The organism is Candidatus Binataceae bacterium (assembly GCA_035508495.1).
Classification (GTDB): Bacteria; Desulfobacterota; Binatia; order Binatales; family Binataceae; genus JASHPB01.
In genome coordinates, this window is record DATJMX010000037.1 from 1 (window position 1) to 13,348 (window position 13,348).

At 60.9% G+C, this 13,348-nt stretch carries 17 protein-coding genes; 9 read left to right on the top strand and 8 right to left on the bottom strand.

Annotation, left to right across the window (positions count from 1 at the left end; translation table 11 throughout):
• The 4 genes from VMA09_12425 to VMA09_12440 all read left to right on the top strand — a co-directional run.
• A partial coding sequence (locus VMA09_12425) for a TetR/AcrR family transcriptional regulator C-terminal domain-containing protein (protein ID HUA34406.1) occupies positions 1–406 on the top strand: 406 nt, incomplete at its 5' end.
• Positions 403–1,437 carry an aromatic ring-hydroxylating dioxygenase subunit alpha gene (locus tag VMA09_12430; protein ID HUA34407.1) on the top strand — a complete coding sequence of 345 codons (1,035 nt, stop codon included), beginning with the start codon at positions 403–405 and terminating at the stop codon, positions 1,435–1,437. The genes VMA09_12425 and VMA09_12430, both read left to right, overlap by 4 nt.
• A 150-nt stretch (positions 1,438–1,587) precedes the next feature.
• The gene (gene ribH, locus VMA09_12435) at positions 1,588–2,061 is read left to right on the top strand and encodes a 6,7-dimethyl-8-ribityllumazine synthase (protein HUA34408.1); all 474 of its coding nucleotides are present in this window, start codon (positions 1,588–1,590) and stop codon (positions 2,059–2,061) included.
• Positions 2,062–2,094: 33 nt separating this feature from the next.
• Positions 2,095–2,622 (top strand): GNAT family N-acetyltransferase, encoded by a 528-nt coding sequence (locus VMA09_12440; protein ID HUA34409.1) that lies wholly within the window; start codon positions 2,095–2,097, stop codon positions 2,620–2,622.
• Positions 2,623–2,646: 24 nt separating this feature from the next.
• Here VMA09_12440 and VMA09_12445 read toward each other — a convergent pair whose 3' ends face one another.
• Together VMA09_12445 and VMA09_12450 are read right to left on the bottom strand one after the other, a co-directional pair.
• Positions 2,647–3,501 carry an aminoglycoside phosphotransferase family protein gene (locus VMA09_12445; protein HUA34410.1) on the bottom strand — a complete coding sequence of 285 codons (855 nt, stop codon included), beginning with the start codon at positions 3,499–3,501 and terminating at the stop codon, positions 2,647–2,649.
• Positions 3,501–4,547, bottom strand: coding sequence for a peptidylprolyl isomerase (locus VMA09_12450; protein ID HUA34411.1), 1,047 nt, complete (start codon positions 4,545–4,547; stop codon positions 3,501–3,503). Before VMA09_12450 ends, VMA09_12445 begins: the two co-directional genes overlap by 1 nt.
• A 77-nt stretch (positions 4,548–4,624) precedes the next feature.
• Between VMA09_12450 and VMA09_12455 the strand changes: the two genes are divergently transcribed.
• Positions 4,625–4,816 carry a hypothetical protein gene (locus VMA09_12455; protein ID HUA34412.1) on the top strand — a complete coding sequence of 64 codons (192 nt, stop codon included), beginning with the start codon at positions 4,625–4,627 and terminating at the stop codon, positions 4,814–4,816.
• On the opposite strand, the gene VMA09_12460 is transcribed toward VMA09_12455, so the two are convergent.
• Positions 4,795–5,574 carry an NRDE family protein gene (locus tag VMA09_12460; GenBank protein ID HUA34413.1) on the bottom strand — a complete coding sequence of 260 codons (780 nt, stop codon included), beginning with the start codon at positions 5,572–5,574 and terminating at the stop codon, positions 4,795–4,797. The two genes, VMA09_12455 and VMA09_12460, sit on opposite strands and share 22 nt — an antisense overlap.
• 75 nt (positions 5,575–5,649) lie before the next feature.
• On the opposite strand from VMA09_12460, the gene VMA09_12465 reads away from it, so the two are divergent.
• Positions 5,650–6,867 (top strand): FAD-dependent oxidoreductase, encoded by a 1,218-nt coding sequence (locus VMA09_12465; protein ID HUA34414.1) that lies wholly within the window; start codon positions 5,650–5,652, stop codon positions 6,865–6,867.
• Positions 6,868–6,966: 99 nt separating this feature from the next.
• Here VMA09_12465 and VMA09_12470 read toward each other — a convergent pair whose 3' ends face one another.
• Complete coding sequence (locus VMA09_12470; protein ID HUA34415.1) at positions 6,967–7,740, bottom strand: glutathione S-transferase family protein; 774 nt, start codon at positions 7,738–7,740, stop codon at positions 6,967–6,969.
• Between the two features lie 92 nt (positions 7,741–7,832).
• Between VMA09_12470 and VMA09_12475 the strand changes: the two genes are divergently transcribed.
• On the top strand, positions 7,833–8,816 hold the full coding sequence (locus VMA09_12475; GenBank protein ID HUA34416.1) for a helix-turn-helix domain-containing protein: 984 nt from the start codon (positions 7,833–7,835) through the stop codon (positions 8,814–8,816).
• A 57-nt stretch (positions 8,817–8,873) separates the two neighbouring features.
• A complete protein-coding gene (locus VMA09_12480) occupies positions 8,874–9,608 on the top strand; it encodes a TerC family protein (protein HUA34417.1) in 735 nt (244 codons plus the stop codon).
• A gap of 8 nt (positions 9,609–9,616) precedes the next feature.
• Here the strand turns inward: VMA09_12480 and VMA09_12485 are convergent, their stop codons facing one another.
• Positions 9,617–9,934, bottom strand: a complete 318-nt coding sequence (locus tag VMA09_12485; protein HUA34418.1) for a hypothetical protein — start codon at positions 9,932–9,934, stop codon at positions 9,617–9,619.
• Between the two features lie 69 nt (positions 9,935–10,003).
• Positions 10,004–11,269 (bottom strand): molybdopterin-dependent oxidoreductase, encoded by a 1,266-nt coding sequence (locus VMA09_12490; protein HUA34419.1) that lies wholly within the window; start codon positions 11,267–11,269, stop codon positions 10,004–10,006.
• Between the two features lie 111 nt (positions 11,270–11,380).
• On the opposite strand from VMA09_12490, the gene VMA09_12495 reads away from it, so the two are divergent.
• A complete protein-coding gene (locus VMA09_12495) occupies positions 11,381–12,313 on the top strand; it encodes a LysR family transcriptional regulator (GenBank protein HUA34420.1) in 933 nt (310 codons plus the stop codon).
• Positions 12,314–12,363: 50 nt separating this feature from the next.
• Here the strand turns inward: VMA09_12495 and VMA09_12500 are convergent, their stop codons facing one another.
• A complete protein-coding gene (locus VMA09_12500) occupies positions 12,364–12,549 on the bottom strand; it encodes a hypothetical protein (protein HUA34421.1) in 186 nt (61 codons plus the stop codon).
• A 63-nt stretch (positions 12,550–12,612) separates the two neighbouring features.
• Positions 12,613–13,269, bottom strand: a complete 657-nt coding sequence (locus VMA09_12505) for a hypothetical protein (protein ID HUA34422.1) — start codon at positions 13,267–13,269, stop codon at positions 12,613–12,615.
• Positions 13,270–13,348 lie beyond the last annotated feature (79 nt).

A 13,348-nucleotide genomic window follows, 5' to 3' on the forward strand; every position in this document is an offset into this window, starting at 1 on the left:
TATTCTCGCCGATCCTCCCGACGATCCCGTCGAGGCGATCGCGGCGCTGACCGAGGTGATGGTGCAGAGCATCACTGCCGGTGAGCGGCGGCTGTGGCGCGAGCTGTTCGTTGCCGCGATTGCGTCGCCGGATATGGGCGCGCGCCTGTTCGCGCTCGATATGCGGCTGATCGCGCAACTGACGACGATGCTCGACTATCTCAAGAAGCAGGGATCGATCGACGCGAATCTCGATTCGCCGCGGGCGGCGGGACTTTTCTATGGGATCTGCCTTACCTGGACGATCGCGTTTGCGACCCGCGAGGACCTGTCGCTCGAAACGATGCGCGCGGAGATCGCCGAGAGCGTACGAATGACGATCAACGGAATGCTGCCGCGCCGCCGCGCCGGGGAGAAGAAGTCATGAGCCACGACCGTTCGCCTGAACACGATTCGCCAACTGAAAGTCAGCACGTGCCGGGGTGGTATCCGATCGCGGCCAGTTCGAGCGTCGTTCAGCGCAAGCCGCTTGGCGTGATGCGCTTCGGACAGTCGCTAGTGCTGTGGCGAGTCGCCGCCGGCCGCGTTGTTGCCTTTCCCGATCGATGCTCTCATCGCGCGGCCGCTCTCAGTCCGGGCAAGATTCGCGCGGGGTGCCTGGAATGTCCGTACCACGGACTGCGTTTCAACGCCGACGGCAAGTGCGTGCTGATCCCGGCGAATGGCGTGGGCGCGGCAGTGCCCGCGGGATTCGATCTGTCCTTGATTTCAGTCCGCGAAGAGCACGGGATCGTCTGGCAGTGGCGCGGCGAAGGCGAGCCATCGCGCGAGGTGCCGTGGATTCCCGGCGCGAGCGAACCCGGCGTCGGCGCCGCGGAATATACTTATACGCTGAATGTGCCGTACCTTCGGATCGCCGAAAACCTGCTCGACTTTCATCACTTCCCCATTCTTCACAAGGCGATGCTTCCGGGAATCGGCACGCGGATGGATGAGATGGAAGTGACTGCCGATAGTGGGATCCTCTCGTTCTCGGCGACGATGCGCTACGAGACGCCGAGCAGGCTGCGGCGCGACCGAGCGATCAAGGCGAAATTCACGCTCCCCGCGATCGCGCTGATTGACTTCGGCGGATTCTACGTCAACTACTTTCTGACCCCCGTCGACGAAACGCACACCTGGTTGTACGCGCGCTATCGCAGCACGACCAACGACGGCTGGCTGGGCGGCATGATGGGAAAAATCGCAGCGCGCTACGACCGCGCGATTTTCGTCTTGCAGGATCGGCAGGTGTTGCTCTCGCAGACCGATGCGCCGGGCGATTTCTCGCGCTTCAAGCTCTACCCGGCCGATCGCGCGTTCGCGATATTCTGGGGGATGCGCAAGCATGCGATCCTCGATGCCAGGAAGGGCAATGCTGAGCAGCAAAGCGATGTGGGCTCGGTCGCGGCGCGCTGACGACCGCGCTACGACAGATGGTCATGCACGATGCCGTCGGCGAGAACTGCGCGAGATACGCTCGAACGGAGCTGTCACGCGAGCTTGTTGTGATCCCGATCGGGCGTGGGGCGCGGGAGGATCGCAGCGGCTTTGCGCGAGGTGCGGGTGATGCAGCAGGGCATCGACGAGACGAAAATCCCCCGGATTGAGGGCGCGAAGATCGCGATCCTCAAGTCACGCTGGTATCCGGAGATTGTCGAATCTCTTGCGGATGCGTGCCGAACCGGTCTGGCGAACGCCGGCTGCTCATCGGTGTCCGAGCATAGGCTGCCCGGCGCGTTCGAGCTGCCATTTGCCGTGCATCATCTCGTCCGTAAGGTGGGCCAACGCTTCGATGCAATCATCTGCCTGGGCGTCATCCTGAAAGGCGACACCTTCCATTTTGAAATGATCACCCGGGAGATATTCAGCGGTCTCGCGCGGCTTAGCGTCGAAATCGACATTCCGATCATTGTCGAGATCCTGCCCGTGCTCGAGCTCCGTCACGCTCTCGAGCGCGCAGGCAAGGACAAATTCAACAAGGGTCTTGCCGCCGCATCGGCCGCCGCCGAGATTATCGCATGGCGCCGCTCGACCGGATGATGTTCGGCGCTGCGCGTTCGATAAAATGACCCGATGAGCGAAACCGCGAGCTATTCAATTCTGCTTGTTAAGGGTGAATCGCTTAAGGGCAGTCCTCTAGCGGAAAAAATCATCGCTCTAGACCGAAAGAACATGGAGGCAATTCTTAGCGCGGTCGGGCGTGCTTTCCCGGAGGATCGGCGAAGAGTTACCTTGTTCCACCCGTCGAATCGAATGATTGTCGTTACAAAGGCGCAAGAAGTCGTCGGATACGCGGACTACTGCGATGATTTAACCGACCTTCAAGACCTGTACATTTCATCGATTCAAATCGAGGCCACCCACCGAGGTGGACCGGCTTTCAAACTTCTTTTGTCCAATCTTTTGATCGATCTGAAGCCGCGGAAATTCAGGACAATCAAGGCCAATATTCAGAAGTCCAACCCGCGCATGATAGCAATCGCGAAGAAGATAGGGTTTGTCGTCGAAGACAGTCCCAACAGTCGCTCGACGCTAATCGTGTTCGCAAAGCGGGAGATTTTGGATTCGCCGAAATTGAAGCGGCTGTTCGGTTCGATTTGAGTGTTCCGATAACTCTCTGACGCGCTAAGACAGAAAGTCACGCACGATGCCGTCGGCGATCCCGCGAAAATAGGCGAGTGTCGGCGGCGGATGGTTACGAATCGACCAGTCGAGCTGACGAATGATCATATGCGCCAGGTAAATCTGAAACGCGCCGCGGCTCGAATGTGCTAACGCCTCGTCGTGAAACGGCTTTCTCACTTCAGGATGCGGATAGAGGTAGAAGAGCAGGGTCGCGAGATCGAAAGACGCGTCGCCCGTCCGCACGCCGTCCCAATCGACCACGCCGGTCACGCGATTGCCTTCTACAAGGATATTGCCTTGGTGAAAGTCCCAGTGAACGATGTCGTTTGCGGGATGCGGCGCATCGAGGTTCGCCTCCACAATCCCTTGTAGAAACTGCAGGAAGTCCGGAGAGTCCTCGCGCAGCGCGTCGAGGCGGCAGTAGTCTTGGAACCCTTCCGTCAGTGAGCGCTTCAGCTCGGCTTTCCACTGAGCGTTGGGAGAATCCGAGCGGCCGCGCTGGATGCGAGTGAGCTCGACCAGACGGCTTATGATTTGCGGCGTCAACTCCCTGTCAAGCAGACGCGCTCCGGGCATCAACTCCTGGATCGCGTAGCGATCCTCCTCGAACGAGCCGATTAGCTCATATTGAGGTGCCGGATAATCGAGGCTGCGCAACGTCTTTGTGATGTCCGCAGCAACTTTCGGCCGGAATTCGACGCCGCTGCCGGCCTTCAGAATGAACCGGCGTTCCGCCGGATCGACGATGATCCATGCGCCCGATTCGCCGGAGTTGGCCCGCTCGACGAGGGTGTATTCGACGTCTCGCGCATGATTGATCGATCGAATCAGCGCATCGACTTTCGACGCGTCCATCAAGTGCCGGCGGGGGCGTTGGGTGGATTCCTGAAATCGATCTTGGCCGACTTTTGCAGGTTGCGGACCAGCGCTTTGACCAGGTCCTCTTCCTTGTAGTCGAGCAGCATGATCGCGATCTTGGCTTTCACTTCGCTGAGCGGCGCGTAGGTCTCGCCCTGGCGCGAGATTACCTTGATGAAGCTGTAGCCCAGGTTCGATTCAATTACCTGCGAGATCTGCCCGACCGGGGTCGAGAACACCAGCTTGTCCACCACGGGCGGCAATTGTCCCGGGCGGAAGGTGCCGAGATCGCCGCCCTTGGGGGCGGTTTCGGTGTCCTCGGAGACCTTCTTGGCCAACGCGCCGAAGTCCTTGGTCTTCTGCGCCTGGGCGTAGAGTTTCATGATCTTCTCATAGGCTGCCTTCTTTTGCGCGTCGGTCGCGTTGGGCGGCAGCTTCACCGCGATATGCGCGATTCGCACCGCGCCCGGATCCTTGATGAACAGGTCCTTGTGCTGATCGTAGTACTGCGCGATCTCTTGCTCCGTAGGTTGCGCGTGCTGGGCACTGAAATCGGTATCGAGCATCTTCTCGATCATCATCGATTCGCGCACGCCGTCGAGCAGTTGCGGATCGGGTGCGTTGCCCTGTGCGACGCTTTCCCCGCCCGGACTTTCGACCTGGAACTCGCGCGCGCGCTGCGCCGCTTCGCCGTCCGAAACCGCGATCTTGCGGCGCTGCGCCTCCTCGTAGAGCAACGTCCGATTGATCAGGTTCTCGGTCGCATCTTTCCAGACCGCCTTGTTCTCTTCGGTTGAGGTGGCGTTGATCATCGAGGCCTCGGTCTTCGCGAAGTCGCCGATCTCAGCCGCCGTGATTGCCGTGCCATTGACCGTGACGACGACGGGATCTTTCGGATCGGGTTTGATGAGCGGGATGATGCCGAGGAAACGCTGCTGCCAGGTGAGCCCCGATTGTCCGAGTTGCTGCGCGCGCGAGCGCGGCGCCGCGGCGAAAATCGTGAGCGCGATCACCACGGCCAGAGTCCTTTTGTACAAGGTCATCAGATAGGGTTCCCCAGATGGAATGAATAACGGGCGTATAGTAGGGGTAAGGCCGCCGTCAAGGGCGGCATTTTTCAATGGCGCAATTGCGCAAGGTGTGTCTCTACGTCGCGGTGATCGCGGCGATCCTGGCCTTGGTCTCGGGCGGAATCCTGTTCTTCGTCATCGAGCCGCCGTTCCTCGCGTCGATTTTCCTCGCCTGCGCGATGATCGCAATTGCCTGCTTCGTGATCGCCGCCGCGACCGCCTATTTCGAAGCCGAAGACTGAGCCGGCACAATCGCGGGCGCGTAGTCAGTGCGGCACGGCGGCCCGGGCGCGAAAAAGTGATGAACGTTGCCCGGCTCCTTGCCGATGAAAATCATGCTCGAGCATCGCGTGCCGTAGTTGTCGAGATGAAGGCATAGCGCGTTGGGACGGCCGCTGCGCGGATCGAGTTGCGTATTGTGATCGGCGAGCAGGGCGGCGAGTTCCTTGCGGCACGAGAGCGGGTCGCGGCGAAACGCTTCGGATTCGCCGAGGGCAGCGAACTTCGCGTGCGAGGCGCTGATCTTCGGACATTCGAGATCGTTCACGTCGAGGTTGGAAAGCAGGTGCAGTCCGGGATGCAGAGATACGATCTCAATCGCCGCCGCGCCCACGCGGTTGTAAGCAACGAACGCCGCCTCGCGCGACGCCAACAGAAGATTGAAGGGATTGTAGTTCGAGGCCTGCTCGCGCGAGGCGAATGCCGTCGCCTCGGCCGCGCACGCGCGCTTGAGCGCGTCGAACGTCAGCAGCCCCCGTGAGCGCGCCTGCTCGTTGGCGCCGTTCTCCGCGCGCCGGTTGAGGAGCCCGGCCACGAGGCCATACTCGTTCATCCCGAGCCAGGTGCCTCCGGCTTGGAGGTCCTTGCCTCCGACGATATGCGGACTGATGAAGAGCGTCGTCGGATTGTCGGCGGGGCGATTTAGAAACTCGTCGCGATTTGCCGCTATCACCACGGGATAGTCGGCAGTCGCCTGAAAGTAGATAGCAAGCGTACACATCGAATTTTAAACTTGGCAGTCATCGGCCACACGAGACAAGAGGTTGTGAGATGCGGTTTTGCTAGACTCGATTACGTGGACCCGCACGAGAAATTCGACGTGATCATGATCGGCGCCGGTATCGTCGGCAGTTCGCTTGCGATGGCGCTGTCGGAGCGGGGGCTCAGGACGCTCACGGTCGATATCGATCTCAGCGGGCGGCTCAGCTCGAGCGAGAAAAACGCCGGCGGCGTGCGCGCTACGTGGTGGCAGCCAGTTAACGTCACGCTCTGCCGCGCGTCGATCGAATATTACGAGCGCGTGCGCGACGAAGTTGGCTTCCGGCAGAAGGGCTACCTGTGGCTCTACGACGCCGAAACGTGGCCGCAGGCCCTCGATCATGTCCCGATGCAGCGCGGCCTCGGCCATCCGATCGAAACGCTGACGGCGGCCCAGGTGAATCAGCGCGTTGCCGAAATCGATAAGCTCGAAGGAATCGCGGGCGCGACGTTTTCGCCGAGCGACGGACTCATCAATCCCAACCTGCTGAAGGAGCACTATCGGCATCGCGCGCTGGCGCGCGGTGCGCAGTTTATCGACCGCGTCTATGTCCTCGCGATCGAGGCCGGCGCGTCGGGCGTGCGGCTCGAATGCTGGCAATCCGATGAGCCGCTCACCGACGAGGGTCTCGCGCGTATCATGACGCAGGATGGCCCCGGCGAGGCGGAGACAGGGCGCCTCTTCGAGCTGAATGCCGACTCGATCGTGCTGACCAGCGGCGCATGGGCGCCAGCCGTTCTGCGCGAGCTGGGAATGCGCAACTTCAGCACGCCGATCCGGCGGCAGATCTGCCTCGTTGACAATCGGATGACAAATCTCGGCAACCACGGGATGATCGTCGATACCTCGGGCGTGTATTTCCACAACGAGGGCGTGCACATCCTGGCCGGCTATTCGCCCGAGGATGAGCCACCGGGCTATCACTTCAACTACGACGGCGAGCCATTTTTCATGAACGAGATCTGGCCGCGGCTTTACGCGCGAATGAGCTGTATGGAACGGCTGCGGCACGTCACGGGATGGGCCGGGCTGTACGAGGTGAGCCCCGATCGCAGCGCGATCGTCGGGCGCGCCGCGGCGAGGGTTTATGAAGCGCACTCATTCAGCGGCCGCGGCGTGATGCAATCCTACGGCGCCGGCCAGGCGCTGGCAGAGCTGATCGCGACCGACAAATACGGCGCGCTCGACGCGACCGCGCTGAGCCGCGATCGCTTCGATCGCGGCGAACAAGCCTGGGAACAGTTGCATATCTGATGTAGCGCGGCCGGTTTTCCGCACTGACGATTTTGTAAAACAAGTGAATGGTCCAATCCCTCATCCCGATCGAAGCCGAGGAATCTTTGGTGGCCCCCTTCAATCAATACGCATCAAGCCTCTTCGCGGCGAAGAGGTCCCGTAAGTTTCCCTCGTTAGGGGAACGCCCATTTCCGCGAGCACGGTGCGCGTCTGCGGAAGCGGCGTGCGAACGAGGCGATCTTCGATCGGTTTCAGTTTCTCGAAGCTGTCGAGCTTCAGTACGCGGTCGATATACGCCGCGGTCAGAGGCCATCGCGCCGCGTCGATTCGAAAACGTGCGAAGGCGGCGTTGCGAAAGAAGCATGCGATGCTGATATCGGCGATCGACACGTCGCCGAAGATGAAAGAGTCGATCGGAGCATGTAACTCGAGGTAGTCAAGGACTTTCGGAATGTCATCGTCGAGCGTCTTTGCCACTGCGACGTCATCAGTGCGTTCGCCCCATACCGCGGGCTTGATCGCGACCTCGTTAAACAGTTGCCAGATGAACACCTCGCCCATTCTTGAGTCGGCGTATTCCTCGAACCATCGCCCGCGTGCGCGGTCGGCAATGCCGGACGGATAGAGGCGCGGCTCCGGGTAGCGATCTTCCAGGTACTGGCAGATGACCGAGGAGTCGGGCAGCGTGACTCGATCATCGATCAGCACCGGTATCCGCCGCAGGGGACTCAGCTCTGAAAATCGATCATCACCGAAAAACGGGACGATCGGATCGATCTCGTAGGGAATCTCTTTCAGATCCATCACAACGAGGACCTTCCGGACGTATGGTGAAAGAAAGCTTCCGATGATTTGAACCGCTTGCATTGATTGTTCCTGCCGTCCGCGCATCCGCGGATGATTCGATCGTACGACCGGGAAAGTAGTGGCGATGAGGCATTTCGTCTATTGGCGATATTGACAACAATCGATATGTTTTCGCCATGAAGGTATTTGTTCTCGCGCTCAACGATGTGTTCGATACCGGCCTCGCTACTGTTACCGATGCGTTCGTCACGGCTAACGAGCTTGCCGAAATGTCGGGAATCGCGTCGCTGCGGTTCGACCTGAGCATCGTTGGCGTCCGGCGCAAAATCAAAACTGCGCAAGGATTGACCGTGCCGGTCGTTCCCGCCCCGGAACGGGCGACGCCGGATCTCGTGATCGTGCCTGCGCTCGGATTCAAAACTCCCGACACGCTCGAGCCGGCGCTGGCACGGGCTGAGGTCTGCGAAGCGACCGAGATGTTGCGCCACTGGGCGGCAAAGAAAGTCCGCATTGCCGCGGCTTGTATCGGAACCTTCGTGCTCGGCGAATCGGGTTTACTCGACGACCAGGAAGCGACCACGACGTGGTGGCTCGCGCCGCTATTCAGGCGTCGTTACCCCAAGGTCCGGATCGATGAATCGCGGATCATCGTGAGCTCAGGTCAGTTCGTCACGGCAGGTGCTGCGCTCAGCCATCTCGACATGGCGCTATGGCTCATCCGCCGCGTCAGCCCTGAGCTGGCAGCGTTGACCGCGAGATATCTCATCGTTGACACGCGGCCATCGCAAGCTGCCTACATAATCCCGAGTCATCTCGCCAATGCGGATCCGGTGGTTGAGCGCTTCGAGCGGTGGGCGCGGCGGCGTCTTGCACACGGTTTCTCGCTCGATGCGGCCGCGCGCGCCACGGCGACCAGCACGCGCACGCTCGCGCGGCGGATGCAAAAGGTATTGGGCAAGTCTCCGCTCTCGTATTTTCAGGATCTTCGGGTCGAGCGCGCGGTCCATCTGCTCAAGGTGACCTCGGATGGCGTCGACGAGATAGCCGCGAAGGTCGGCTACGCTGACGGCGTGGCGCTGCGATTGTTGTTACGTCGCAGGCTGGGACGCGGGATCCGGGAATTGCGGCCGCGTCCCGAAACGCTGGCGCGGATCGCGTAGCGGAATTCGCAGCTGCGTAATTGTGGCTGAGGCGGAGCGCGTGGCAGGATAGCGCGCGTGGTTGAAGTCGCCGGCAGCCTGCTGCTGCTTATCGTTCTCGAGATCGTTCTCGGCATCGACAATCTCGTTTTTATAGCGATCCTGGCCGACCGTTTGCCGCTCGAACAACGCGTGCGCGCGCGGCGGATCGGATTGACGCTCGCATTGGTCGCACGAATAGTGCTGCTCGCGACGATCGACGCAATCACCGAGCTTACGCAGCCGCTCTTTTTCGTACTTGGCCGAGGTTTCTCTGGCCGCGATCTGATTCTGTTCGTTGGCGGATTGTTCCTCCTCTACAAGGCGGTGCATGGAATTCACGAACAGGTCGAAGGCGCCCCCGGCAACCAGGCTCCGCGAGCCGGCGCGGTGATCAGCTTCAGAAGCGTGATCACGCAAATAGTGCTGCTCGATGTCGTATTTTCGATCGATAGCGTGATTACCGCGGTGGGGACGGTCGATCAGATTTGGGTCATGGTGGTGGCGGTCGTGGTTGCGATCGTGATCATGCTGGCGGTGGCGGGCACGATCGCGGACTTTGTAAATCGCCATCCGTCCGTGAAGACTCTCGCGCTCGGCTTTCTCCTGATGATTGGCATGAGCCTCGTCGCCGATTCCGTGGGCTTCCACATCCCGAAGGGCTACATCTACTCGGCGATGGCGTTCGCCGTACTAATCGAAGCGATCGATCTGATCGCGGGCCATCGCCGCCTCGCCGCATCCGGTGCGGCACAGCGGAATGCGCCCGGATGAGATGCGCGTCAGCGCTGTTGCTCCGATGCGTTGCGCTGCGAGACGAAATCGACCAGACCCTGGACTTCGTCGTCGCGAATCGGGCAGCCGTAAGTCGACTGCATTTTCTTGATCTCGGCGCGCCATGCGTCTTTGGTCAGCAGTGGTTGCGTGTCGATCATCTCCTGGGAGTGACACAGCAGGCAGCGCGTGCTCACTAGCCCTTCTGCCCCAGCGCTTTTGCCAAAGGTCTGATCGCCGAGCGGCAACGTGATCGACTCTGAGTGCAGTTCGACTCCATGGCCACCCACCGAGCCTGGCGCTCCTGCCTGCGCCTGCCGAACCATCGCATCTGATCCGAGGATAGTAATCACCGCCACTAACAGCGCGGCGTATCGAGTATGCCGATTCATTGGCTAAGCTCCTGCGGCGCGAACTCGGACCGACTCGACGACGTTGCGCATGAAGCCGCCGGGGTTCCAGTTGGGCGCGAGCGGCTGCGCGACGCCGTCGCTGTTGATCGCCTTCGCCATCAGTGTGAATTCGCCCGGACTTGCGGGATCGAAAGCAAATTCCCACTGGCGGAATCCATACTTGCCGCGGTCGGGTCCCATCGTCGCGCTGGACCAATGCTGACCGCCGTCGGATGAGAACATCACGCTCCCGAGTCCGGTATCGCCGCCGAAGGCGATGCCGCGGACGATTGTGCGTTGACGCAGGGGGACGACGGCGCCGTTGCGCAGATTCGTAATGAAAGAGCGCGGCACCATCCGATTGATCGGAACCATCGTGACGTTCTTTTGACCCGGATGCATATTGGCGCCGGGCGTATCGGGTATCAGGTACGCGGTCTTCATCCAGTAGTTAGTGTCGGGCCGATCGAGCACCTCGATATGACTCAGCATCTTGACCCAGTAGGTCGCGTACCAGCCCGGCACGACGAGCCGCAGGGGAAAGCCGTTCAGCATCGGCAACGGCGCCCCGTTCATTTCGTACGCGATCATCACTTCGCCGTTCATCGCGTGCTCGATATCCAGCGATTTGAGGAAGTGCGGAGTCTGCGGCATTTCGCCCTCATCGAGACCGCCGAAGCGGACCTGAACCGCGCCAGGTTGAATGCCAGCGTGGTTGAGGATCTCCTTGAGCGCGACGCCGCGCCAAAGCGCGTTGCCCATCGCGCCGTTACCCCATTGTCCGCCGGGCACGCGCGGCGCGAAGAATCCGCGGCTGTTGCCGGAGCATTGGTTAACCGCGGCCATCTGCACCGGATTGAAACGATTGAGAACGTCGCCGAGTGACAGTTCGATGGGCCGCTTTACGTGCCCGTCGATCCGCAACTTGTACGTGCTGACGTCGATCGAGGTCGGGATCGCCGGCAGATGCCAGCGCACGTAGAAATCCTCGTTGGAGGTGAAGACTCCTTTGTCGAACCGATCGAAGGGCGTCTCGAGCAGAGGAGGGCGCGTCCGGAGAAGGATCAGATCGCTCTTTTGCGGGAAACGCGCCAGGCTCCGCTCGCCGTTGGCAAAGGGCAGGTCGACGAGATTCGATGCAAATGCTGTCGTCCCGCGCCCCAGAAAAATTCCTGCCGCGCCGAGCAGGCCTGCAGTCTTCAGCAGGTCGCGGCGGCTGATGATAGAGCTATTGCTGGATGCGCTGGAGTCCGGGCCATTCGTCGTCATCGCGCTGTTCCTCTGCCTTCATGGTCGAGCGATGGCATCAGACATTCAAATCATATTATTGGATGAGCCATCAGGATTACTGATAATGAGATCAGAAGAAGCTGACGAATCGTGAACTACGCTGCCGGTAAAATAGAGCCAGGACTGCTCGCTGCGTTTTTGGCGGTGGCCGACCGGAAAACCGTGTCTGGCGCGGCCGATGCGCTGCATCTGTCGCAGCCCGCGGTCACGGCTCAAATCAAGCGACTCGAAGACGGCCTGGGAGCGCCGCTATTTATTCGCTCGGTTCAAGGGATGCGTCTGACGGCGAGGGGCGTGCGCCTTTATGAGTACGCGCGAGAGATCGCCCGTCTTACTGCGGAAGCGGAATCCGCCGTGACCGGGATCACCCACCCTTCAGGACAGTTGAGGATAGCGGCCAGCACGACCATCGCGTCGTACGTGCTGCCGGCGTCGTTGGCAGCCTTCCGTCGCGCCAACCAGCGTATCGACCTTGAGATCATCGTGGGCAACACCGAAGAAGTTCTGCGCCACGTGCGCGATGGAGCCTGTCCGCTGGGCCTGGTCGAAGGCCTCGCACGTGCGCCGCAGGTCAGTCTGAAGCCCATGGTCGAGGATGAACTCGTGCTGATCAGGGGTGAGAGCTCGCGAGCGCCGGAGATCTTTCGAATAGCGAAATCGGTTCGCGTCGCGCTTGATGTCGTTGGGTTGCCGATCATCTGGCGCGAAGCTGGCTCGGGAACCCGTGCCGTCACCGAACGCGCGTTGCGCATGGCGGGCGTGAATGCGCGAAAGCTCGCGCACGAAATAGTGATCGGCAGCACGGAGGGAATAAAGGCCGCCGTGGCTGCGGGGCTGGGCGTCGCGTTCGTCTCGCGCTGGAGTATCCAGGAGGAGCTCGCCCACGGCCGGCTCGTGATAGTTCCGCTGGCCGATCTCACCGTCGCGCGAACCTTTCACTGGGCGGTGCCAACCGGAGCATTGCCGGCGACGGCGGTGGCCTTCATGCGTCACCTGGAGGTAGATCCGCCAACTCTCAGATAGCAGAGTGCTGAAGGCCGAAGGTGCGCCTTCAGCCGCGGCTTGAATCGAGACTATTGCCTGTTTGCCCACTCGGCGTGCAGTTGCGCGTAATAGTCGTCACACGTCTGCGCCGGCAGCGCAGGAGACCTGCCGTATGTCTCGCCGCTATTGCACACCTGGCCGCTGGGGCTGCATCCGGCGGCGCACATCAATATGAGCGCGGTCAGAATTGAGAGCGCCGCGCTCGCGATTCTCATCTCAAGGGCTCCGAGCGGCCGATTTTAATTGCTAACTGGGTCATATGCCAATCCTACTTCCAGTTAATGCGGGGGCATAAAATCCAGCATCGCTCCGCTGTAAGTCTCGATTACTTCGCTGAACGGTTTGCCGTCCGCGCGCGAGAGGATGGCGCGATGACGCAGCAGCTCGTCGGGAATCTGAATCGGCGAATTGCCCGGCGGCGGCAGCTTGCTCATTTCCCATCCCGCGGGTAGCGGCGACCACAGAAGCTCGGCTTCGAGCGTGTGCCTGGTGAAGTGCAGCGGAGCGACGACTTTGCCGAAGGGCATGTCGGTGGTTTCGAGTACGTGATTCATTTCCGGCGTGAGGCGGGACGGCACGTACCAGTTGTCAGCGATGGAGAGCACTCGCGAACCGCATGCGAGCTCGACGTGCCGATAGCGCACCGGTTCGTCAGGGCCGATCGCCAGCTCCTGGCGCTGCTTTGCCGTGATCGGCTTGTCGATTACAGCCACATGGCGCGCGACGATTCGCGGCTCGGATGCAAGTTGATGCTCCTTGCACCAGTTCTCGAGCGTCACCGTTGCGCTCGGATGGCTGAGCAGTGTCGCATTGAGGGTCTGCAAAACCGCGACTGCCTCGACCCGGGCGAGGGGAGTATCGGGCCAGGAACCAGCGCGAGCGGCGGCGGGAAGTATCAGTAGAAGCGCTGCTGCGAGCGATGCTTTCAATCTCATGCTCGATTTAATGCCTTTCGTCAGGAATCGTTGGGAGTCATACGGAGAATCTACGCCGAGTAGCGCGTTTGCAAACTGC

Coding starts and splice junctions, on each gene's coding strand:
- VMA09_12430 (HUA34407.1), top strand. CDS start 403: ATGAGCCACGACCGTTCGCCTGAACACGATTCGCCAACTGAAAGTCAG.
- ribH (HUA34408.1), top strand. CDS start 1,588: ATGCAGCAGGGCATCGACGAGACGAAAATCCCCCGGATTGAGGGCGCG.
- VMA09_12440 (HUA34409.1), top strand. CDS start 2,095: ATGAGCGAAACCGCGAGCTATTCAATTCTGCTTGTTAAGGGTGAATCG.
- VMA09_12445 (HUA34410.1), bottom strand. CDS start 3,501: ATGGACGCGTCGAAAGTCGATGCGCTGATTCGATCGATCAATCATGCG.
- VMA09_12450 (HUA34411.1), bottom strand. CDS start 4,547: ATGACCTTGTACAAAAGGACTCTGGCCGTGGTGATCGCGCTCACGATT.
- VMA09_12455 (HUA34412.1), top strand. CDS start 4,625: ATGGCGCAATTGCGCAAGGTGTGTCTCTACGTCGCGGTGATCGCGGCG.
- VMA09_12460 (HUA34413.1), bottom strand. CDS start 5,574: ATGTGTACGCTTGCTATCTACTTTCAGGCGACTGCCGACTATCCCGTG.
- VMA09_12470 (HUA34415.1), bottom strand. CDS start 7,740: ATGCGCGGACGGCAGGAACAATCAATGCAAGCGGTTCAAATCATCGGA.
- VMA09_12475 (HUA34416.1), top strand. CDS start 7,833: ATGAAGGTATTTGTTCTCGCGCTCAACGATGTGTTCGATACCGGCCTC.
- VMA09_12485 (HUA34418.1), bottom strand. CDS start 9,934: ATGGTTCGGCAGGCGCAGGCAGGAGCGCCAGGCTCGGTGGGTGGCCAT.
- VMA09_12490 (HUA34419.1), bottom strand. CDS start 11,269: ATGACGACGAATGGCCCGGACTCCAGCGCATCCAGCAATAGCTCTATC.
- VMA09_12500 (HUA34421.1), bottom strand. CDS start 12,549: ATGAGAATCGCGAGCGCGGCGCTCTCAATTCTGACCGCGCTCATATTG.
- VMA09_12505 (HUA34422.1), bottom strand. CDS start 13,269: ATGAGATTGAAAGCATCGCTCGCAGCAGCGCTTCTACTGATACTTCCC.